We start from the raw sequence: 21,504 nt of genomic DNA, 5'->3' as shown, positions 1-21,504 counted from the left end.
AAGGCGACCTGAGGGAAACCAAGCGCCCAACGGGAAACTCGTCCCCTTGCACCTCGCCCCATCACGTAACATATATGATTACATGAAACGGAACAGCCGCCTCTCCGTCGCCCTGCACGTGCTGCTGCACATGGCCGAACAGGCCGACAAGGCCCTGACTTCGGACGTCCTGGCCTCGTGGGCCGCGACCAATCCGGTGGTCATCCGCCGCACCTTCGCGGGCCTGCGCGATGCCGGCATCGTGGGCTCGACCAAGGGCCACGGCGGCGGCTGGACCCTGCTGAGGCCGCTGGACGCCGTCACCCTGGCCGACATCCAGGCGGCGCTGGACGAACCGCTGCTGGCGCTGGGCAAGGCCGAGGAAAGCCCCGGCTGCATGGTCGAGCGGGCGGTCAACGCCGCCCTGGACGACGCCGTGGCCGAAGCGCGCCGCCTGCTGGACGAGTGCCTCTCCAGGATCACCCTGGCGGACCTGGCCGCCCAGATCGGCCCGCGCCGCGTCGTGCTGCAGGCGGCCGGCTGCAAGGATCCCCATCATGAGTCATGACGTCATCGTCGTCGGCGGCAGCTTCGCTGGCTTGTCCGCCGCCATGCAGCTGGCCCGCGCCCGCCGCGACGTGCTGGTGGTCGACGCCGGCCTGCCGCGCAACCGCTTCGCCGACGCCTCGCACGGCTTCCTCGGCCAGGACGGCAAGGCGCCGTTCGACATCCTGCGCGAGGCCCGCCGCCAGCTGGCCGGCTACCCCACCGTCGCGTTCGTCGAGGGCGAGGCGCGCGACGCCGGGACGGACAGCGACGGTTTCGCCGTGGCGCTGGGCGATGGCCGCACCCTGCGGAGCAAGCGCCTGGTGCTGGCCACCGGCGTCGCAGACCAGCTGCCCGAGATACCGGGCCTGAAACCCCGCTGGGGCGCGACCGTGCTGCACTGCCCCTACTGCCACGGCTACGAGGCCCGCGACCGCAGGTTGGGCGTGCTGGCCAGCGGCGCGATGGATCTGCACAAGGCCCTGATGATCCCCGACTGGGGCCCCACCACCCTGTTCAGCCAGGGCCTGCCGATCGACGCCGACATACGAGGCCAGCTGGCCGCGCGCGGCGTGGCGATCGAGGAGGTTCCGGTGGTCGAGCTGCTGGGCGACGAGCCGGACCTGTCGGGCGCGCGCCTCGCCGATGGCCGCATCGTGGCCATCGAGGCGATCTTCGCCTCGCCCACCGTGCGCATGGCCAGCCCCCTGGCCGAGCGCCTGGGCTGCGCGCTGGAGGACGGCCCGCTGGGACCGATGATCAGCGTCGACGACTGGAAGGCCACCAGCGTGCCGGGCGTCTTCGCCGCCGGCGACGCCGCGCGGGCCAACCACAACGCCACCCTGGCCTCGGCCGACGGCGTGCTGGCGGGCGTGGGCGCCCATCGGTCGCTGGTGTTCGGGTGATCCCCTACCCGTAAAAACCCCCGCGGAAGCGGGGATTTTACGGGGGAGAGACCTAGCGCTTCCCGAGCGCCACGAACCGGATCGCCTGGCCGCCGCCGGGAGCCAGTTTCAGCTCCAGCACATCGGCCGCCGTGACCTCGCGGGCCTCGATGACGATGTCCTGCGGGGCGGTCTTCCAGTCGGCCGCCTCACCGTCGCGATAGATCTCGGCGCGGTACTTGCGGCCCGGATCCAGGAACGACAGAGGCGCCGAAAGCACCCGGCCCTGCTCGTCGCTGATCGCGCCCAGGTACCAGTCGTCGCTCTTGCGGTCCTTGCGGGCGATGGTGACGAAGTCGCCGATCTCGCCGTTGACGACCTTGGTGTCGGCCCAGTCGACAGGCACGTCCTCGATGAACTTGAACGGCTTGGGATTGGCCTCGTAGTTCTCGAGCAGGTCGGCGGCCATCTGGATCGGGCTGTAGATCACCACGTACAGCGCCAGTTGCTTGGCCCAGGTGGTGGCCACGCCGTCGGGGGCCTTGGTCTTCATGCCGAAGATGCCCGGCGTATAGTCCATCGGTCCGGCCAGCAGGCGGGTGAAGACGAGGTTGGCCTCGTGCTCGGGCGGATTGCCCGGCTGGCCCCAGGCGCTGAACTCCATGCCCCGCGCGCCCTCGCGGCTGATCCAGTTGGGATAGGTGCGGCGCAGGCCCGTGTCCTTGATCGGCTCGTGGGCGTTGATGGCGATCTGGCGCCTGGCGGCCGCCTCGAGCACCCGCAGGTGATGCCGCGCCATCGGCTGGCTCTCATGCCAGGCGAAATGGGTCTTGCCGTCCGCACCCAGCACCTGGGCGCCGCCGGCGTCGGCCACATATCCGGTCTTCACGGCCGGCACGCCCACCGACTTGTAGAGATCGAAGGCGGCCTCCATCTGGCGCTCGTAGACGACGGTGTTGCCGGCCGTCTCGTGGTGGCCGATCAGGACGACGCCCTTCTTGCGGGCGTAGTCGGTCAGCTTCGCAAGATCGAAGTCGGGATAGGACTGCGTGAAGCTGAACTCCGAGCCGTCGGCGAACCAGGCGCCGTCCCAGCCCTTGTTCCAGCCCTCGACCAGCACCCCGCCCAGGCCGTGTTTCGCGGCGAAGTCGATGTGGCGCATGACGTTGTTATTGGTCGCGCCGTGCTTGGGACCCGAGCCCCAGGTCTTGTGGTCCAGATGCATCTCCCACCAGACGCCGACATATTTCATCGGCTTGATCCACGAGACGTCGCCCAGCCTGTTGGGCTCGTTGAGATTCAGGATCAGGCTGGAGGTCACCAGGCCGCCGGCGCTGTCGGCGATCTGCAGGGTGCGCCAGGGCGTCGGGAACGGCAGGGCGCGCTCGACCTTGGCCTCGCCGATCCCCGGCGTCAGGCTGGCGCGGAAGCGGCGATCCTGAGCGCGGGCCAGGTTCATGCCGGCGTAATCCACGAGCGAGGCCTCGTGGATCGAGACGTGCAAACCATCCTTGGTGCGCAGGGTCATCGGCGTCTGGGCGACGCTGACCTCTTCGACCGGCGTGGTGTTGTAGAGATATTCCTCGCGGTTCCACTCATAGGCCGGGATCCACCAGGCCGTGGCCTCGTCGACCAGGGAAAACTCGGTCAGTTCCTCGCCGATGCGGGCGGCCTGCAGGTTCGGCTGCTCTGGGAACTCGTAGCGGAAGCCCAGGCCGTCGTCATAGAGCCGGAACACCACGTCCAGGCGGCGGTGCAGCGGGGTCTTCTCGACCAGGCTCACGCGCAACTCGTTGAAGCGGTTGCGCACGCTCTTGCGCTCGCCCCAGGGCAGGTCCCAGGTCTCGTCGACGCTGCGGGTCTGCTGGTCCGCAACCTCGAAATTGCGCTGCAGCTTGGGGGCGTCGACCAGGATGAAACCCAGCTTCGACGGGGCCACCACCGGCCGCCCCAGGCGGCTGACCGAATAGATTGGCTGGCCGTCGTTGTCGGTGGTCACCGTCACGCTCAGCACCTTGTCGGGCGAGGCCGCGGTCGCCGTGACGGCCGCGAGCGCGGGCGAAGCCGCCAGGGCCAGGACGGCCACGGCGAGAAGGCGCAGGATCATGCTTGAACTCCCCAAATCCTCGCCTCGCCGCACTTGCCAAGCGCGACGGGCGATGTGTTAAACAGGTCAGTGAAAAATTTTGCGGCAAGTTTTGCATCAGCAATCCTTGGCGCCAGAGCCGACGGGGACGGGACACCGTGAGCAAGGGGGCGACGCGTCTGGAAGACCTGGCCAGGATGGCCGGCGTCTCGATCTCCACCGCCTCGCGGGCGCTGAACGACAGCCCCGCCGTCAACCAGCGCACCAAGCAGCTGATCTGGAAGCTGGCGCGGGAGATGGACTATCCGTTCCGCCGCTACATGCCCGCCGGGCCGATCGGCGCCGAGGGCACGATCGCCATCGTCGTGCCGCGTCCCCAGCACCGCGAGGGCCGGCTGTCGGACCCGTTCTTCCTCGAACTGTTCGCCGGCGTCGGCGAGGCCGCGCGCGAGCGTGGCTGCGATATCCTGGTCAGCCACGTGGCCCCGGGCAGCTTCGAGGACCTGTCGGCGGCCATGACCACCAGCCGTGCCGACGGGGTGATTTTCCTCGGCCAATCCTGGCTGCACACCGCCTTCAACCGCCTGGCCGAGACCGAAGCCCGCTTCGTGGTCTGGGGCGCGCAGTTGCCCGACCAGGCCTATTGCTCTGTGGGTTCGGACAACCCCCTGGGCGCCAGGCGCGCGACGCTGCACCTGGCGCGCCTGGGCCGCAAGCGCATCGTCTTCCTGGGCGACACCGAGGCGCCCGAGGCCATGCAGCGCCACCGCGGCTATCTCGACGCGGTCGAGCAGTTCGGCCTGGGCGTCGATCCCGACCTGATCGTGCCGGCCCACTTCGAGGTCGAGTCGGCCGAGGCCAGCATCGACTCCCTCATTCAGCGCGGCGTGAAGTTCGACGGCGTCGTGGCCGCCTCCGACCTGATCGCCTTGGGCGCCATCAGGGCCCTGCAGCATGCGGGCCTGTCGGTCCCCGGCGACGTGTCGGTGATCGGCTACGACGACGTCCCCTTCGCCCGCTACTCCAGCCCGGCCCTGTCGACCATTTCGCAGGACACGGCCAAGGCCGGTCGGCTGATGGTGTCGAAGCTGCTGGACGCCAGCGGCCAGGGGGCCAGCCGGAGCGAGCGGGTGCCGACGGACCTGATCGTCCGGGAAAGCTGCGGGGGTTAGAAATCCCTCTTCCCCCCTGATGGGGCAAGGGTCGGGGATGGGGGTGACGCGGCGCTGGCCAAGCCAAGCGGCCTGCGTGGGTTCACCCCCACCCAACCCTCCCCCATCGAGGGGGAGGGCTTTCACGCAGCGCCCCGCTTCGCCAGCAGGCCGCCCAGCGGCGGCACCGAGCCCGGCGCGCCGAGGTTGACGCTGTCGACCACCGCCCAGCCTTCCGGCAGGTCCCAGGCCACGGCCTCGAAGCCGATGTTGAACACGCACAGCATCGCGGCCTCGCCCTCGCCGCGCTCGAACACCAGCAGCGGGGTGTTGGTGTCCACGAGGTGCATGCCGCCGGTGCGCAGCGCCGGCCACTTCGCGCGCAGGCCGATCAGCCGGCGGGCGACGTGCAGGGTCGAGGCGGGATCGGCCTCCTGGGCGTCGACCGCCAGGGGCAGGTGCTCCGGATCGACCGGCAGCCACGGCTCGACGGTGGAGAAGCCGGCGTTCACAGCCCCGGCCGTCCACGGCATCGGCGTGCGGGCCCCGTCGCGGCCCAGGGTCTGGGGCCAGTTGGCGATGGCCTCGGGGTCGACCAGGCGCTCGAACGGCACGTGGGCCTGCGGCAGGCCCAACTCCTCGCCCTGGTAGACGAAGACGTTGCCGCGCAGGGTCATCAGCAGCAGCAGGCCCATCTCGGCGAAGGCCTTGCGGTCGCGGCCGCGCGCCCAGCGCGACACCGCGCGCGGGGCGTCGTGGTTGGAGAAGGTCCAGGACGGCCAGCCCTCGCCCTCATGGCCCGGCCACGAGGTCGCGCCGAAGCGCACCAGTTCGTCCTTCAGCTCGTCGGCATAGAGGTAGAGAAAGCTGTAGGCGCTGTTCAGCCGGTCCTCGCCAGCCGTGAACAGCTTCATCTCCTCGTCGGCCCGGTCGCCGCCGATCTCGGCCACCGAGAACCGGCCTTCGTACTGGTCGGTCAGGGCTCGCAGGCGGGAGAGGAACTGCGGAATGTCCGGATGGCCCTGGTTGAAGACCTTGTCCTGAAAGTCGAACGGCCGCGTGCGCTTGCCGCCCGGCGGCAGGGGCGGATTGTCCCGCAGGGCCGGGTCGTGCATCGAGAAGTTGATGGCGTCGAAGCGGAAGCCGTCCACCCCGCGCTCCAGCCAGAAGCGGGTGATGTCGAGCAGGGCCTCCTGCACTTTCGGATTGTGCAGGTTCAGCTGCGGCTGCGAGGCCAGGAAGTTGTGCATGTAGTACTGGCCGCGCCGTGCGTCCCAGGTCCAGGCCGGACCACCGAACACCGACTGCCAGTTCGACGGCGGCGAGCCGTCGGGCTTGGCGTCGGCCCAGACGTACCAATCCGTATACGGATTATCTCGGCTTTCGCGGCTCTGGGCGAACCAGGCGTGCTCGTCGCTGGTGTGCGAGAACACCAGATCGATGATGATCTTCACGCCCAGGCGGTGGGCCTTTTCGATCAGGACGTCGAAGTCGGCCAGGGTTCCGAAGATCGGGTCGACGTCGCGATAGTCCGAAACGTCGTAGCCGAAGTCCTTCATCGGCGAGGCGAAGAACGGCGACAGCCAGATCGCCTGCACGCCCAGCGAGGCGATGTGCTCGAGACGCGCGGCGACGCCTCGCAGATCGCCCACCCCGTCGTCGTTGGAGTCGGCGTAGCTGCGCGGATAGACCTGATAGATCACCGCCCCGCGCCACCATTCGGCGCTGCTTGCGGAAACGGGATACGCGGCGGTGTTGGCCAGACTGTCGATGGTCACTGGTGCGCGCCCTCCGAGACGCAGATCTTGTAGTCGAGCGGCGCGATGGTCACGCGATAGCTGCCGGGCGCGGCGGCGGCCGGCGCGCAGGCGCCGACGGCCGAGCGCCAGGCCGCCGAGGTCGTCTCGACCTCGACCTGGGCGTCCACCGGCGCCGCGCCGGTGTTGAACAGGACCAGGACCTCGCGGCCCTGGAGGATGCGGGAGACGGCCAGCAGGCCGGGCTTGTCGCCGGCGGCGCGGATCACCTGGCGGCCGGACCGCAGAGCGGGCTCGGCGGCGCGGACCTTGGCCATGCCGGAAATGGCGCGATAGAGCGGCGCGCCGGCGTCATAGCGGTCGGCCGAGCCGCCCTTGCCGCCGATCAGCCGGTTGTCGTTGTAGACGGCGACCTTGCTGGCGAACATGTCCTCGCGGGCGTCCTTGTCGTCGCCGTCGCCGGTGAAGCCCTGCTCGTCGCCGTAGTAGAGGGTCGGGGCGCCGCGCAGGAACATCAGCATGGCGTGGGCCAGCACGTTGCGCTGGACCAGCTCTGCATCGGACGCTTCCGGATGGCCGGCCAGCAGCCGGCGGCCGAAGCGCCCCATGTCGTGGTTGCCCAGGAAGGTCGGGATCTGCGGCCCCGCCGCCTCGCCGCCGCGATAGAGCGCGTCGGCGGCATAGAGCCGGGCGAAGCGATCGGTCCCGGCCTTGCCCGCGACGGTCTCGGTCGCCGCCTGCTGGAAGGCGAAGTCCAGCGCGGCCGGAAAGCCGTCGACCACGGTCGAGCGGGCCAGGGCCACCGGATCGGGATCGGCGATCTCGGCGAAGATGTGGAAGTTGGGGATGCCGCGCTTTGCAGCCCGCTCCCGCATGGCCGGCACGAAGGCCCGCCAGAACTGCGGGTTCACATGCCGGGCAGTGTCGACGCGAAAGCCGTCGATCCCGAAATCGTCGATCCACTTACCATAGATGTCGATGAAGCCGGCCACCACGCGCGGATGCTCGGTATAGAGGTCGTCGAGCCCGGCGAAGTCGCCATAGAGCGAGCTCTCGCCGACGAAATCGCTCTCGCCGCGGTTATGATAGTAGATGGGATCGTTCAGCCAGTCGGGCTTCTTGATCCCGGCCTCGGCGGCCGGGACATAGGGCGTGTAGGCGAAGTCCGGCCGGTTCAGCTTTGCGAAATTGCCTTCCGAGCCGTCGTCATCGCCCGCGAAGCCGGCGTTGATCGCCGCGCCCGACACGCCGCCTCGGCGCGAGACCGGATAGTCGGCCTTGCTCCGGTATTCGCAGCGCCGGCCCTCGCACTCCCTCAGCTTGATGACGTCGGCGGTGTGGTTGATGACGATGTCGAGATAGACCTTCATCCCCCGCGCATGGGCGGCGTCGACCAGGGCCTTGAAGTCGGCCTTGGTTCCCAGATGCGGGTCGACGTCGGTGAAGTCGGTGATCCAGTAGCCGTGGTAGGCGGCGCTTTCCTGGCCCCGGGGTCCCTGCACCGGCTTGTTGACGAAGATCGGCGCCAGCCAGATCGCCGTCGCGCCCAGACCCTGCACATAGTCGAGCTTGCCCGTCAGGCCCTTGAAGTCGCCGCCGTGGAAGAACCCCTTGTCGGCAGGGTCATAGCCGGTGGCCAGGCGATCGCCCGAGTGGCCGCCGCGATCGTTGGAAGGATCGCCGTTGGCGAAGCGGTCGGCCAGCACGAAATAGATCACCTCGTCCTGCGGAAGCCGGTCGCGAAAGGCCTGCGACGAGGGCGCCGAAAGGGCCGGAGAGGCCGCCAGGGTCATGCCGGCGCAGCCGAGCGCGGCCGCCAGCCGCCCCCACCGATTGCGGGTGTCCATCCCCTGCCCCTCCATCCCTAGCGTCGCGATCCTGAACGATGCGTCGCCCAGGTCAATTTTGCATAGATTTGCAAAGCCGTTTGCAGCCTGTCAATCCATTCGCCTCGCGAGCAGCGCCGGGAACCGGGCCGCACTGTGGCGAGAAAGCCGCAAAAACCCTTTTAAACGTGGACTTCGCACGCCTCGCCGTCGCGTAACATGACAATCCATCCATTTTTCAGTTGCAAATACCGCCGGTCATTTGCAGTAATTTGCGCAACACGGCGCGGGAGAACCGCGCGGACCAACTTGCGGGAGGGAACACATGGACATCCGATTCAAGCCGCGCCGCGCGGCGCTGATGAGCGGGGCCGCCACTGGCCTGGCGCTGCTGATCGCCGCCGGAGCCGCCCAGGCCCAGGCCGCCGGCCAGACGACCGAAGACAACGCCGTCGAGGAAATCACCGTCACCGGCATCCGGGCCTCGATCGAGAACTCGATCGCACTGAAGAAAGCCTCCAGCTCGATCGTCGAGACGGTCTCGGCCGAAGACATCGGCAAGCTGCCCGACACCTCGATCGCCGAATCCCTGGCCCGCCTGCCCGGCCTGACCGCCCAGCGCCTCGACGGCCGCGCGCAGTCGATCTCGGTCCGGGGCCTGGGTCCCGATTTCAACACCGTGCTGCTGAACGGCCGCGAGCAGGTCTCGACCAGCGACAACCGCGGCGTTGAGTTCGACCAGTATCCGTCTGAAATCCTCAGCGGCGTGGTGGTCTACAAGACCCCCGACGCCAGCCTGGTGGGCCAGGGCCTGGCCGCCACGGTCGACCTGCGCACCATCCGCCCGCTCGACTACGGCAAGACGGTCATCTCGGCCAACGCCCGCTACGAGATGAACGGCGAGAAGAAGCTGAACCCCGACGCCAAGGACACCGGCCGCCGGATCAGCGCCACCTTCGTCGACCAGTTCGCCGACGACACCGTGGGCGTGGCCTTGTCGGTCTCGCACATCCAGTCGCCAACCCAGAGCCGCCGCTTCAACGCCTGGGGCTACGCCACCTTCGACGCCGACGCCGCGCCCTATGCCGGCAATCCGGCCTACACCGCAGCCGACGGCGCGCTGATCATCGGCGGCGCCAAGCCGTACAACCAGTCCAACAACCTCAAGCGCACCGGCGTCATCGGCGTGCTCGAATATAAGCCGACCGACAAGTTCCACACCGCGCTCGACCTCTACTACTCCGACTTCAAGGAGAAGCAGATCCTGCGCGGCATCGAGATCCCGCTGTTCTGGGGCGGCGCCGTGCTGCAGCCCGGCTACACGGTCACCGACGGCATCATCACGAGCGGCACGTACAGCAACGTGAAGGGCGTGATGCGCAACGACCTCAACACCCGCCACGCCAAGCTGGGCTCGGTGGGCTGGAACACGTCGTACGAATTCGACAACGGCTGGACGGCGACGGCCGACCTCTCCTACTCGCACGCCAAGCGCAAGGACGTGATCTTCGAGTCCTATTCGGGCACCGGCCCGCAGGGCGTCGGCGCCACCGACACCATGGGCTTCACCACCACGCCGGGCGGCGGCACCCTGTTCAAGTCGACGCTGGACTACACCAACGCCGCCCAGATCGTCCTGACCGACCCGCAAGGGTGGGGCGCGGGCGCGGCAGGCGGCGCCCTGACCCAGGCCGGCTTCTACAATACGCCGCAGATCAAGGACGAGCTGGAGGCCATCAAGCTGTCGGCCAAGCACGACCTGTCGTGGGGTCCGATCAGCAGCGTCGAGTTCGCCTACAACGGCAGCCTGCGCGAGAAGTCCAAGGAAGTGCACGAGAGCTTCCTGACCTTCGGCGGCCGCATCGCCCAGGGCGCTCCGACCAGCCGCGCCATCCCGACCGCGGCCCTGATCGGCGACGTCAGCCTGGGCCTGATCGGCATCGAGGGCATGCTGGCCTACGATCCGACCTACCTGCTGAACAACGGCGTCTACACCCTGATCGCCGACCAGAACCCCGCGGTTCAGACCCGCAACTGGTCGGTCCGTGAAGAGGTGCACCTGGGCTATGTGAAGTTCGGCATCGACAGCACGCTCGGCTCGATCCCGGTCAAGGGCAACGCCGGCCTGCAGGTGGTGCACACCGACCAGTTCTCGACCGGCGTGGCCGTCGATCCGAACAACGTTTCCCAACCGATGTCGACCGACGACGGCGACAAGTTCACCTACGTGCTGCCCAGCATCAACCTGACCTTCGACCTCAGCAACGAGACCCTGCTGCGGGTCGGCGCGGCCCGGACCCTGGCCCGCGCCCGGATGGACGAACTGCGCGCCAGCCAGTCGTTCACCACCAACCCGGCCTACCTGACCTCGACCAACCCCAACCAGTCGTTCTTCAGCGCCAACGGCGGCAACCCGAAGCTTCGTCCCTACATCGCCGACGGCGTCGACGTGTCTCTGGAGAAGTACTTCGGCCGCTCGGCCTACGTCTCGGTGGCCGCCTACTACAAGAAGCTGTCCAACTACGTGAACTCGAACTCGTCGAGCTACAAGGACTTCGCGGCCTTCACCTACCTGCTCTCGCCCGCCCAGCAGCAGCAACTGGGCACCACGGTCGGCCTGGTCACGGGCCCCGACAACGGCAAGGGCGGCTACATCCGCGGCGTCGAGTTCTCCACCTCGATCCAGGGCGACATCCTCTGGGAGCCCCTGCGCCACTTCGGCCTGCAGTTCAGCGCCTCGCTGACCGACAGCGAAGTGAAGCTTGAGGACGGCCAGGACCCGATCGACATGCCCGGCCTGTCGAAGAAGGTGGTCAACACCACGTTCTACTACGAGAACAACGGCTTCAACGCCCGGATCAGCAACCGTTATCGCGGCAAGTTCCTGGGCGAGGTCTCGGGCCTGTCGGCCTCGCGCATCTACCGCACGGTGGACGCCGAGTCGGTGCTCGACGCCCAGATCGGCTACGAATTCCGCGAAGGCCGCTTCGAGGGCCTGTCGCTGATGCTGCAAGCCAACAACATCACCGACGAGCCGTTCAAGACCTACGAGAACGGCGATCCCCGCCGGACCATCGACTACCAGAAGTACGGCACCACCTACATGTTCGGCCTGGCCTACAAGTTCTAAGGCCGCTTCGAAGAGCCCCGCCGGTCCACCGGCGGGGCTTTTTGCTTTCTTTGGGGAGAGAAGGACGCAGGGCCATGACGGACAACCGTATCGGCAGGATCGTCATCGTCGGCGGCGGTACGGCCGGATGGATGAGCGCGGCCATGCTGGCCCGCGCCCTTGGACCTGGCGTCGCCATCAGCCTGGTGGAGTCCGAGGCGATCGGCACGGTCGGGGTCGGCGAGGCCTCGATCCCCCAGCTGCGCAACTTCAACGCCTTCATCGGCCTCGACGAGGACGCCTTCCTGCGGGCCACGGAAGGCACGATCAAGCTGGGCATCGAATTCGTCGACTGGCTGCGCCCCGGCCACCGCTACATGCACGCCTTCGGACCCGTGGGCCGGCCGCTGGGCGTGACGCCCTTCCACCACTACTGGCTGGACGCCCGCAGGCGCGGAACGGCCGGGGACGACTTCTGGGCCTGGTCGGCCAACGCCCTGGCGGCGCGCGCGGGCCGGTTCGGCCGCGTTCCCACCAGCCCGGCCCAAGCGGGCGGGGCCGAGCCCCTGACCTGGGCTTTCCACTTCGACGCCGCCCTCTACGCCCGCCACCTGCGGACCCGCGCCGAGGCCCGGGGCGTCGCGCGCGTCGAGGGGCGCATCGTCGGCGTCGACCAGGACGGCGAGACCGGCTTCCTGCGCGCCGTGACGCTGGAAGGCGAGCGCCGTGTCGAGGGCGACCTCTTCATCGACTGCTCGGGCTTCCGGGGCCTGCTGATCCAGGAAGCCCTCGAGACCGGCTACGAGGACTGGCGCGAGTGGCTGCCGATGGACAGCGCCTGGGCCGTTCCCAGCCGCGACGAGGCTCCGCCGGTTCCCTACACCCGCGCCTGGGCCCGCGACGCCGGCTGGCAGTGGCGTATCCCGCTGCGGCACCGCACCGGCAACGGCCATGTCTTCTCCAGCGCCTGGACCGACAAGGACGCCGCCGCCCGCGTGCTGATGGATAACCTGGAAGGCGAGGCCCTGGCCGAGCCGCGCCTGCTGACCTTCGTCACCGGACGCCGCAAGCGGAGCTGGAACCGCAACGTCGTGGCCCTGGGCCTGGCCGCCGGCTTCATGGAGCCGCTGGAATCGACCAGCATTCACCTGGTGCAATCGGGCCTGGCCCGCCTGCTGGCGCTATTCCCCGACAAAGGCTTCGACCCGCTTCTGGCGGCCGAGTTCAACCGCCAGACCGCCGACGAGTACGCCCGCATCCGCGACTTCCTGGTGCTGCACTACAAGGCCACCGAGCGCGAGGACACGCCGTTCTGGGCCAGCCGGCGGACCATGGAGATCCCCGACACCCTGGCCGAGCGCATGGCGCTGTTCGCCAGCTCGGGCCGCGTGTTCAGCCGCGACGACGATCTCTTCAAGGAAAGCAGCTGGGTGCAGGTGCTGCTGGGCCAGGGCGTGACCCCCGCCGCGACGCACCCGATGACCGGCGTGGTCGCCGACGACCAGATCGACGGCTGGCTGGACGACCTGTCGCGCATCACCGCCCGCACGGCCGCCGCCCTGCCGAGCCACGCCGCGTTTCTCGGCCGCGCCGAGACCCGCCTGGCCGGCTGACCCCTTCCCCTGACTGACCCTCGCCGGAACCTGCGCCGGCGGGGGTCGATTTTTCAGGGACGCCTCAGCCGATCGGCTTCTTGGCCATCATGTCCATGATCTTCAGGATCGCCGGGCCGAGGATGACGATGAACAGCACCGGCAGGAAGAACACGATCATCGGCACGGTCAGCTTGGGCGGCAGGCTGGCCGCCTTCTTCTCGGCCGCCGACAGGCGCAGCTCGCGGTTTTCCTTGGCCATGACCCGCAGGGCCGCGCCCAGCGGCGTGCCGTAGCGCTCGGCCTGGATCATGGCCGTGGCCACCGACTTGATGCCGGGATGGTTGGTGCGCCTCGCCAGGCCCTCATAGGCCAGGCGGCGGTCGGGGAGATAGGAGAGCTCGGCGGTGAGCAGGGACAGTTCCTCGGCCAGCTCCATCGAGCTCGCGCCCACCTCGGTGCTGACCTTCTGGATCGCCGCCTCGATCGACATGCCGCTCTCGACGCAGATCAGCAGCAGGTCGAGCGCGTCGGGAAAGGCCGCGACGATCGACTCGCGGCGCTTCTGGGCGGCGTTCTCGATGTAGAGGTTGGGAGCGTAGTAGCCGATGGTCAGGGCCACGACGCACAGCGCCAACCTCTGCACCATCTGCAGGCCGAAATCGTTGATGCCGAAAAGGTAGATCGCCGCCAGAACCGCGAAGACGAACGGCATCACGAAGCGGAAGAAGTAGAAGGTCGACACCGGCTTGGGGCCGCGGAAGCCGGCCTGGGCCAGCTTGTCGACGACCTTGGGATCCTCCAGCAGCTTCGACAGCTGCAGGCGGTCGACGATGGTCTTGTAGACGCCCTCGTCGTTGTGGCGGAGGCTGGACCCGCCGCCGCCCTTCTGGGCCATGGCCGCGCGCGAACGGCGGCGCAGCTCCTCGCGGCGATTGGCCACCGACTTCAGGCGGCTTTCCAGCCCGTCGTTGCTCATCACCGGCGCGGCCAGCGTGATGATGGTGGCGAACACCACCACCGCGACGAAGGCGGTCAGCAGGTTCGAGGGATCGGTGAGCATCTGGACCATGCGCGCCTCCCTAGAACTTGAAGTTGATCATGCGGCGCATGATGAAGATGCCCGTGCCCATCCAGAACGCGGCCACCAGCAGCAGCAGGCGGCCGCGCAGGTCGGAGAACAGGGTCGCCATGTAGTCGGGGGCGATCACGGTGATCAGGATCATCACGCCCGGCGGCAGGCAGCCAATGATGAAGGCCGAGGCCACGGCTTCGGCCGACAGCGCCTTGATCTTCTCGGCCATCAGCTTGCGCGAGCGCAGCACGGTCGACAGGTTGCCCAGCGCCTCGGCCAGGTTGCCGCCGGTCTTCTGCTGGATGTTGAGCACGATCGAGAAGAACCGCACCTCGGCGGTCGGCATCCGCTCGTACAGGCGCTCCAGCGCCGTATCCAGCGGCATGCCCATGGCGATGTTCTCGGTCAGGGTGCGGAACTCGCCGGCCAGGGGCTCGGGGCTCTCCTTGCCGATGATCTTCAGGCAGTCGTGGACCGGCAGGCCCGACTTGATGCCGCGCACGATGATGTCGATGGCGTCGGCGAAGGCCTCGATGAACTTCTTGGTGCGCTGCTTGCCCATGAAGCCGATCACCCAGCGCGGCAGGCCAAAGCCGGCCGCGAAGCCGCCCCCCAGGGCGACCAGCGGGATCTGCTGCACGACCAGCAGGATCAGGGTCACGACCACGCCGAGCACGCCGCTGATGATCCAGAACATCCTGACGTTCTCGCCCAGGCCCGCGGCGCGCAGCCGGGCGGCGATGGTCAGGGTGGCCTTCTTCTGCTGGCGATCCTGTTCCTTGAGGGTCTTGAGGATCTGCTTGCGGCGGGCGTCGGGGGTGTTGGCCGCGACCTTGGCCCGCGCAGCGGCCTGGCGCTCGCCGCCGCCGACGATCACCTGGGCGCGCTTGCTGGCCTTGGCGCCCGCGCTCTCGCCGCCGCCCGTCAGGACGAAGCCGAGGCCGGCGATGGTGATGAAGCCCAGAACCGCGATCAGGATGAACATGGCGCCGCCCTATTCCGCCGCGTCCAGGGCCTCGGCCAGCTCGCGCTCGAGGCCGTAGTAGCGGGCGCGGTCCCAGAAGCGCGGACGGGCGATGCCGGTCGAGCGGTGCTTGCCCAGCACCTTGCCGTTCTCGTCCTCGCCGGTGATCTCGTAGACGAAGAGGTCCTGGGTGACGATCACGTCGCCTTCCAGGCCCACCACCTCGGTGACGTGGGTGATGCGACGGCTGCCGTCGCGCAGGCGCGCGGCCTGGATGATCACGTCGACCGAGCCGACGATCATCTCCTTGATGGTCTTGGAGGGCAGGCCGTAGCCGCCCATGGTGATCATGCTCTCGACGCGGCTGATGGCCTCGCGCGGGCTGTTGGCGTGCAGCGTGCCCATCGAGCCGTCGTGGCCGGTGTTCATGGCCTGCAGCAGGTCGAAGGCCTCCGGGCCGCGGACTTCGCCGACGATGATCCGCTCGGGACGCATCCGCAGGCAGTTCTTCACCAGGTCGCGCATCGTCACCGAACCCTGGCCTTCCAGGTTCGGCGGGCGGGTTTCCAGGCGCACCACGTGCGGCTGCTGCAGCTGCAGTTCGGCGGCGTCCTCGCAGGTCACGACCCGCTCGGTGGGGTCGATGAAGGCGGTCATGGTGTTGAGCAGGGTGGTCTTGCCCGAGCCGGTGCCGCCCGAGATGATGACGTTGCAGCGGCAGGCGCCGATGACGCCCAGGACGCGCGCGCCCTCGGGACTGATGGAGGCGTACTCCACCAGGTTCTTCATCGTCAGCTTGTCCTTCTTGAACTTCCGGATGGTCAGGGTGGGACCATCCAGCGCCAAGGGGGGCGCGATGACGTTGACGCGGCTGCCGTCGGGAAGGCGGGCGTCGCAGATCGGCGAGCTTTCGTCGACCCGGCGCCCGACCTGGCTGACGATCCGCTGGCAGATGTTCATCAGCTGAAGATTGTCGCGGAAGCGGACGTTGGTCAGCTGCACCTTGCCGGCGACTTCGATGAACACCCGGTGGGCGCCGTTGACCATGATGTCGGCGATATCGTCGCGCGCCAGCAGGGGCTCCAGCGGGCCGTAGCCAAGGACGTCGTTGATGATGTCCTGGACCAGGTGCTCCTGCTCGGAGACCGACATCGAGACGTTCTTGATCGCCACCAGCTCGGCGACAATGTCGCGGATTTCCTCGGCGGCGGCCTTCTGGTCCAGCTGGGCCAGCTGCGACAGGTCGATGGTGTTGAGCAGGGCGTTGAAGATCGTCGTCTTCGTGGCGTGGTAGTAGTCGCTCTGCTCCCGGACGATCGTGGTCGTCGCCTGGGCCTGGCCCTGGGCCGCGCGCAGCTGCTCCAGGCCCTGCGTGGCCTTGGGCGCGGCCGCCGGCTTGGCCGGCGCGGCGGGAGGCGTGGCGGCGGGATCGACGCGCTGCGGACGCGTGGCGATGGCCGTCCCGCCCGTGGGGGCGGGCGGCGGCGCCTGACGCTCGGTGACGGTGGCCTGATCGCGCTTGCCGAACATTCGCCCCTACTTCTTCCTGAACAGGCCCGACAGGATCGACGCCGACTTGGCCGCCGGCGGCGCCTCGCGGCGGCTGATCAGCCGCGCCAGGTGATCGATGCCCTCGGCCGCCTTCGACTTCGGCGCCACCTCGGCGACCATCTGGCCGTTGTTGGCCGCCTGGCCGAACAGCTTCGGATCGAACGGCAGCACCAACGACGGCGTCACGCCCAGGGCCTCGCCGAAGTCCTTGACCGGGATCTCCGGACGGCCAGGCACGCCCACCTGGTTCAGCACCAGGCGCGGGGGCACGTCATTGGGGCGCGCCTGGCGCACCAGGTCGACGATGTTCTTGGCGTTGCGCAGGGAGGCCAGGTCCGGCGTGGCGACGATGACCAGATCATCGCTGCCGACCAGCACCTTGCGGGTCCACGGCGCCCAGGTATGGGGCAGGTCCAGCACCACGAACGGGGCGGCGCCGCGCATCTTCTGCGTCACCTCCTCGTAGGCGTCGGCGCCGATGTCGTAGTCCTGCTCCAGGGTGGCCGGCGCGGCCAGCAGCGACAGGCGGTCGCCGCAGCGGACCATCATCCGGTCCATCAGCACCGGGTCCAGGCGCTCGGGCTGGCTCAGCGCGTCGAGCACGCCCTGCAGCGGATCCTGGTTGAAGTCGAGGCCGGCGGTGCCGAACGGCAGGTCGAGGTCGACGATGACCGTGGCCGCCTCCATCCGCTCGGCCATCGACCAGGCGAAGTTGTGGGCCAAGGTCGAGGCCCCCACCCCGCCCTTGGCGCCGACGAACGACACCTGGCGGCCGATGAACGGCGCGGACGGATCGGAATAGAGCGCGGTGACCGCGCGGATCACCTGCAGCGGGCTCTTGGGCTGGGTCAGGTACTCGCTGACCCCGCGGCGCATCAGCTCGCGATAGAGGGCGATGTCGTTGGTCTGGCCGATGACCACGACCTTGGTGCCCGGGTCGCAGACCTGGGCCAGGCCGTCCAGCAGGGCCAGCATGCGCTGGGCCGAGTCCATGGTCTCGACCATCACCAGCGAGGGGGTCGGCTGGTTCTGGTAGAAGTCGACCGCCGCCTCCAGGCCGCCCGGACGGGTCACCACCGAGGCGCGCGTCATCCGGCGATCGGCCGCGGCGGCCTCGATCACCGCCAGGGTCTCGGCGCGGACGCCGAAGGCGTGGATGGCGATGCGCGGCACGCTGGCCTCGCCGACGCCGGCGTCAGGCAGGATCTCGTCATGAGCCGAGACGCCCCAGTCCATGGCCGGCGGCTCGGGCGCGGCGATCGGGGCCGGGCGCGGAGCCTCGGGGATCGGCGACGGCGCCAGCTCGGCGAACGGGTTGACGGCCAGGCTGGCCAGGCCCGGCGCGGGCTCGGCCCGGACCTCCGGGCGCGGACGGGCCGGCGGGAAGTCGGCGAAGTCCGCGAAGGGGTCGACGCCCTGCGCGAGCGCGGGGGCCGGCGCCGGCGCGGGGGCCGTGCGCCAGGGATCGCCGCCGGCGGGCGCGGCGAACTCGTCGTCGGCCTCGAAGCCCAGGTCGAAGGGATCGGTGTCGGTCGTCCTGAAGGTCGTCATTTCACCACCCGAGAAACGGCGCCGTCGGACTGTGCGTCCTTCTGCGAGGCGGTCGGCTCGCCCGCGCGGTACTTGCCCAGCACCACGCCACGGCGCATGGCGTCGGCCGGATCCTCGCGCCGGGGCCCTTGCAGGTCGGCGGGATTGGCCACCTGGGCGGCCATGTTGGCGGTCACCGCGCAGCCGAAGTTGCCGTAGGCGTCGTTGGCGCGCGTGGCGGTCAGGTTCTCCCAGGCGCCGCAGCGCGGGGTCTCGACCTCGTGGCGCAGATAGCCCACCCGCAGCGGCGGCGCCTTGTCGCCCTCGGCCGGATAGGAGTCGATGCGGACGGCGAAGCGCGGCGCGCCGGCGTCGATCAGGTAGGCGCGGGCGGCGGCGGCCATGCGGCCGGCGGCCGGGGCCTCGGGACCGCCGACGGGCGCCAGCACCACCAGCTCGCGCGCCTCGGCCTCGGTGAACCGGGCCAGGAGGGCGTCCAGCGCCTGGACCTGGCGGGGCGACAGCCCCTCGGCATGCACGGCCAGCAGCACCTCGTCGGGCGCGGCGGTGACCTTGACCTTGTCGGCCCACTGCTCGGTCGACGTGGTCGGCGCGGCGGCCTGGCCCGAAGGCGAGACGCCGGCCGAAGCGCAGGCGGCCAGGGCCAGAAGGCCGGCGCCGGCGAGGATCACGCGGAAGGTCTTGGCTCGCGTCATGGTCCGCGTCCTCATTCGATCACGTAGCCGACCGGACCCTGGTAGGTCCGTCCGGAGTTGGCGCCCGCCGGGGCCTTGACCACCTTGTTCAGGCGCCCCAGCAGCACGGTGCTCATGTCGCCGGCGATCTGCAGGCCGTCGGCCGGCGTCTGCTGGTCCTGCGGGCGGGTCGGGTCGACGATGTAGGGGGTGATGATCACCACCAGTTCGGTTTCGCCGTTCAGGTAGTCGCGCGAGCGGAACAGCGAGCCCAGGACCGGCAGCGACGTCATGCCCGGCAGGGAATCGATGTTCTGCTTGGTCTGCTGGTGCAGCAGGCCGGCGATCATCAGGGCGCCGCCCGAGGGCAGCTCCACGGTGGTCTCGGCGCGGCGGACCGACAGGCCGGGGATCACCAGGGTCGAGCTCGTGCCCGAAGAGACCGTGAAGGCGCCCAGGCTCGACAGCTCCGACACCTCGGTCGACAGCTTCAGCGAGATGCGGCCGCCCGACAGCACCACCGGCGTGTAGCCGAGGCCCACGCCGTAGGGCTTGAACTCGATGGTCACCCGGCCGTCCTCGTCGGAGCCGGTTGGCACCGGGAACTCGCCGCCGGCCAGGAACTTGCCCGCCTCGCCCGACACGACGGTCAGGTTCGGTTCGGCCAGGGTGCGGATCAGGCCCACGCGCTCGAACGCCTGCAGGCAGGCGTTGAGGTTGTTGCCGGTGGCCATGCTGTAGGCGGTGCTGGCGGCGCTGGAGACCAGCCCCGTCAGGGAGTTGCTCGTACCGCTCGACGACGTCGGACCCGCGGTCGTGGTGGTCGTGGTGGTCACGGTGCCGGTCACCGGATCGGTCGCTTCCACGGTCGTGGAGACCGAGCTGCCGTTGGAGGTCGTGGCGCCGCTGGTCACGCTGCCCTGGTTGGTGACCGAGGCGTTGTTGGTGTAGTTCGTCGTGCGGACGTTGTTGCGGCCGTAGCAGGCGCCGCCGCCGCCGACCATGCCGCCGTTGACCGCGAAGGTGTTGTCGCGACCCAGGCTGTAGGTCTTGAAGCCGTCGTTGAGCAGGTTGTTGGTCGAAACGCCCAGCTGCTTGATGATGTCGCGCTGGACCTCGACGATCCGCACCTTGAGCATCACCTGGTCCTTGCCGGCGATGCTCAGCATGTTGACCACCTGCTCGGGCCTGGCCACGAACTGGGCGGCGACCAGGGCGGCCTTGCTGGAGTCGGCGGCGTTGGCCACCGTGCCGGTCAGGATCACGCTGTCGCGCACCGGCTGCACCTCGATGCGGGAGTCGGGCAGCACCTTGCGCAGCGTATCCTGCAGCAGGCCGGAGTCCTCGTCGACGCGGATGGCCAGCGACAGCAGCTTGCGGCCGGCGGCGTCGAAGAACACCGCGTCCGTCGAGCCCTTGCCCACGCCCAGCACGTAGATCCGGCGCGGATTGCGCAGCACCGCGTCGGCCACCTGCGGGTTGGTCACCAGCATGTCGCGCACGTCGACCGGCAGCTCGATGATCGCCGACTTGCCGCGCGGCAGGTTCAGCACACGGGCGTCGGGGCCGGCGGTCAGGTCGACGCGCAGCACCTGGTCGGCGACCGGCTGCGAGGCATAGGTGACGACCGGCGCGGGCGCGCGCGTCACGGCGCGGGCCGGGCGGTAGACCCGGTTGCCGGCGTAGCCGTCGGCCAGGGCCGGGGCGGCCGGGGCCAGCGCCGTCAGGACGACGAGCGAGGCCGAAAGCGAGAGAGAGGCGAACCGGCCGATCATTGGCGCACCGCGATGCTGGAAGTCTGTCCGCCGCGATTGATGCGGATGACCGTGGAGTCCTGGGACGGGGCGGAGACGCCGGAGGGGCCGCCCAGGTCGGTGTAGGCGCGAAGCGCCAGGGTGACGGGGCCGCTGGCCTTGGCGCGGGTCAGAGCCTCGGCCTCGGCGGGACGCACCTCGAGGGTGGCGGTGGCGGCGACGATGGTCTTGGCGTCCTTCTCGGCGGCGGTGGCCTGGTCGAGGGCGAGGACGCGGATGTTCTGCAGCACGGTCTCGGCGACCACCTGCTTGCCGCCGCCGCCGTTGCTGTCGCTGTTGGGCGCATCGCGGCTCATCAGCACGTCGACGCGGTCGCCGGGCAGGATGAAGCCGCCGGCCGCGGTCTCGGAGGTGACGGGAACGGCCATGGCGCGGGCGCCGGGCGAAAGCACCACCGACAGGTAGCCGCCCTCGCCGCCGCGAACGATCTTGCGGGCCACGATGGGCTCGCCGGCCAGCAGCGGGTCGCGAACGATCGCGCCCTCGACGCTGGCTTCGGGCGGCGCGCCGCCCAGGACGCCGGCAGCCTCGCCGACGGTCTTCACGGCCTTGGCCGCACCGGTCTGGGGCTCGACGGGGGCCGCGCCGTTGGTGAGATAGACGGGGCTGACGGCGTCGGCCGGCCAGGCCTTCCACTCGACGTCGTCCTTGGTCAGGCGCGTGCCGATCGCCAGGTCGCGCTTGGCGACCAGCACCAGGGTCATCGGCTTGGCGTCGAGGGTGGGCGCGGGGGCCGAGGCGACGGCTTGGGTTTCCGCGGGCTTGCCGCCCATGGCTTTCTGCATCAGCACGGCCAGGCCGATCGCCGAGACGGCGGCGACCAGAACGATGATGATTCTGACAGGGTTCATGCGCGGCGGAGCTCTGGCGTCGGCAGGACGGGTTCGGCGCGACTGGAGAGCTTCGGACTTCCGGACGCAGGGATCGAACAGCCGTTCTGGCCGC

At 69.3% G+C, this 21,504-nt stretch carries 15 protein-coding genes; 5 read left to right on the top strand and 10 right to left on the bottom strand.

Going from position 1 to position 21,504, the window contains the following annotated elements; all coding sequences use genetic code 11:
• Window positions 1-82 precede the first annotated feature (82 nt).
• Both DDF67_RS19545 and DDF67_RS19540 read left to right on the top strand, forming a co-directional pair.
• Window positions 83-547: an RrF2 family transcriptional regulator gene (locus tag DDF67_RS19545; protein WP_109102509.1), complete on the top strand. Its 465-nt coding sequence runs from the start codon at window positions 83-85 to the stop codon at window positions 545-547.
• Window positions 537-1,430 carry an NAD(P)/FAD-dependent oxidoreductase gene (locus DDF67_RS19540; RefSeq protein ID WP_109102508.1) on the top strand — a complete coding sequence of 298 codons (894 nt, stop codon included), beginning with the start codon at window positions 537-539 and terminating at the stop codon, window positions 1,428-1,430. Before DDF67_RS19545 ends, DDF67_RS19540 begins: the two co-directional genes overlap by 11 nt.
• A 52-nt stretch (window positions 1,431-1,482) precedes the next feature.
• Here DDF67_RS19540 and DDF67_RS19535 read toward each other — a convergent pair whose 3' ends face one another.
• Entirely contained in the window at window positions 1,483-3,516 is a 2,034-nt protein-coding gene (locus DDF67_RS19535; RefSeq protein WP_109102507.1) for a glycoside hydrolase family 97 protein, read from the bottom strand.
• A 95-nt stretch (window positions 3,517-3,611) separates the two neighbouring features.
• On the opposite strand from DDF67_RS19535, the gene DDF67_RS19530 reads away from it, so the two are divergent.
• A complete protein-coding gene (locus tag DDF67_RS19530) occupies window positions 3,612-4,667 on the top strand; it encodes a LacI family DNA-binding transcriptional regulator (RefSeq protein WP_408608626.1) in 1,056 nt (351 codons plus the stop codon).
• Window positions 4,668-4,789: 122 nt separating this feature from the next.
• On the opposite strand, the gene DDF67_RS19525 is transcribed toward DDF67_RS19530, so the two are convergent.
• Both DDF67_RS19525 and DDF67_RS19520 read right to left on the bottom strand, forming a co-directional pair.
• Entirely contained in the window at window positions 4,790-6,424 is a 1,635-nt protein-coding gene (locus tag DDF67_RS19525; protein WP_109102505.1) for an alpha-amylase family glycosyl hydrolase, read from the bottom strand.
• Entirely contained in the window at window positions 6,421-8,250 is a 1,830-nt protein-coding gene (locus DDF67_RS19520) for an alpha-amylase family glycosyl hydrolase (RefSeq protein WP_109102504.1), read from the bottom strand. The genes DDF67_RS19525 and DDF67_RS19520 overlap by 4 nt, the downstream gene beginning before the upstream one ends.
• A gap of 304 nt (window positions 8,251-8,554) precedes the next feature.
• On the opposite strand from DDF67_RS19520, the gene DDF67_RS19515 reads away from it, so the two are divergent.
• Window positions 8,555-11,359 (top strand): TonB-dependent receptor, encoded by a 2,805-nt coding sequence (locus tag DDF67_RS19515; protein WP_109102503.1) that lies wholly within the window; start codon window positions 8,555-8,557, stop codon window positions 11,357-11,359.
• Window positions 11,360-11,433: 74 nt separating this feature from the next.
• Window positions 11,434-12,951 (top strand): tryptophan halogenase family protein, encoded by a 1,518-nt coding sequence (locus tag DDF67_RS19510; RefSeq protein WP_109102502.1) that lies wholly within the window; start codon window positions 11,434-11,436, stop codon window positions 12,949-12,951.
• A 64-nt stretch (window positions 12,952-13,015) separates the two neighbouring features.
• On the opposite strand, the gene DDF67_RS19505 is transcribed toward DDF67_RS19510, so the two are convergent.
• Genes DDF67_RS19505 through cpaB form a run of 7 tightly spaced genes read right to left on the bottom strand, consistent with a single transcriptional unit; the run spans window position 13,016 to window position 21,410 of the window.
• Window positions 13,016-14,002 carry a type II secretion system F family protein gene (locus DDF67_RS19505; protein WP_109102501.1) on the bottom strand — a complete coding sequence of 329 codons (987 nt, stop codon included), beginning with the start codon at window positions 14,000-14,002 and terminating at the stop codon, window positions 13,016-13,018.
• 10 nt (window positions 14,003-14,012) lie between these two features.
• Window positions 14,013-14,990, bottom strand: a complete 978-nt coding sequence (locus DDF67_RS19500) for a type II secretion system F family protein (protein ID WP_109102500.1) — start codon at window positions 14,988-14,990, stop codon at window positions 14,013-14,015.
• A gap of 9 nt (window positions 14,991-14,999) precedes the next feature.
• Window positions 15,000-16,499, bottom strand: coding sequence for a CpaF family protein (locus DDF67_RS19495; protein WP_109102499.1), 1,500 nt, complete (start codon window positions 16,497-16,499; stop codon window positions 15,000-15,002).
• Between the two features lie 6 nt (window positions 16,500-16,505).
• Window positions 16,506-18,071: an AAA family ATPase gene (locus tag DDF67_RS19490; RefSeq protein WP_109102498.1), complete on the bottom strand. Its 1,566-nt coding sequence runs from the start codon at window positions 18,069-18,071 to the stop codon at window positions 16,506-16,508.
• Window positions 18,068-18,766, bottom strand: a complete 699-nt coding sequence (locus tag DDF67_RS19485; RefSeq protein ID WP_109102497.1) for a CpaD family pilus assembly protein — start codon at window positions 18,764-18,766, stop codon at window positions 18,068-18,070. Before DDF67_RS19485 ends, DDF67_RS19490 begins: the two co-directional genes overlap by 4 nt.
• Before the next feature lie 11 nt (window positions 18,767-18,777).
• Window positions 18,778-20,520: a type II and III secretion system protein family protein gene (locus DDF67_RS19480; protein WP_109102496.1), complete on the bottom strand. Its 1,743-nt coding sequence runs from the start codon at window positions 20,518-20,520 to the stop codon at window positions 18,778-18,780.
• A complete protein-coding gene (gene cpaB / locus DDF67_RS19475; RefSeq protein WP_109102495.1) occupies window positions 20,517-21,410 on the bottom strand; it encodes a Flp pilus assembly protein CpaB in 894 nt (297 codons plus the stop codon). The genes DDF67_RS19480 and cpaB overlap by 4 nt, the downstream gene beginning before the upstream one ends.
• Window positions 21,411-21,504: the final 94 nt, after the last annotated feature.

This window comes from Caulobacter endophyticus (assembly GCF_003116815.1).
In the GTDB taxonomy this organism is placed as follows: Bacteria; Pseudomonadota; Alphaproteobacteria; order Caulobacterales; family Caulobacteraceae; genus Caulobacter; species Caulobacter endophyticus.
The sequence above is the reverse complement of the archived record's forward strand: the minus strand, read 5'-3'. Positions and strand labels throughout refer to the sequence as shown.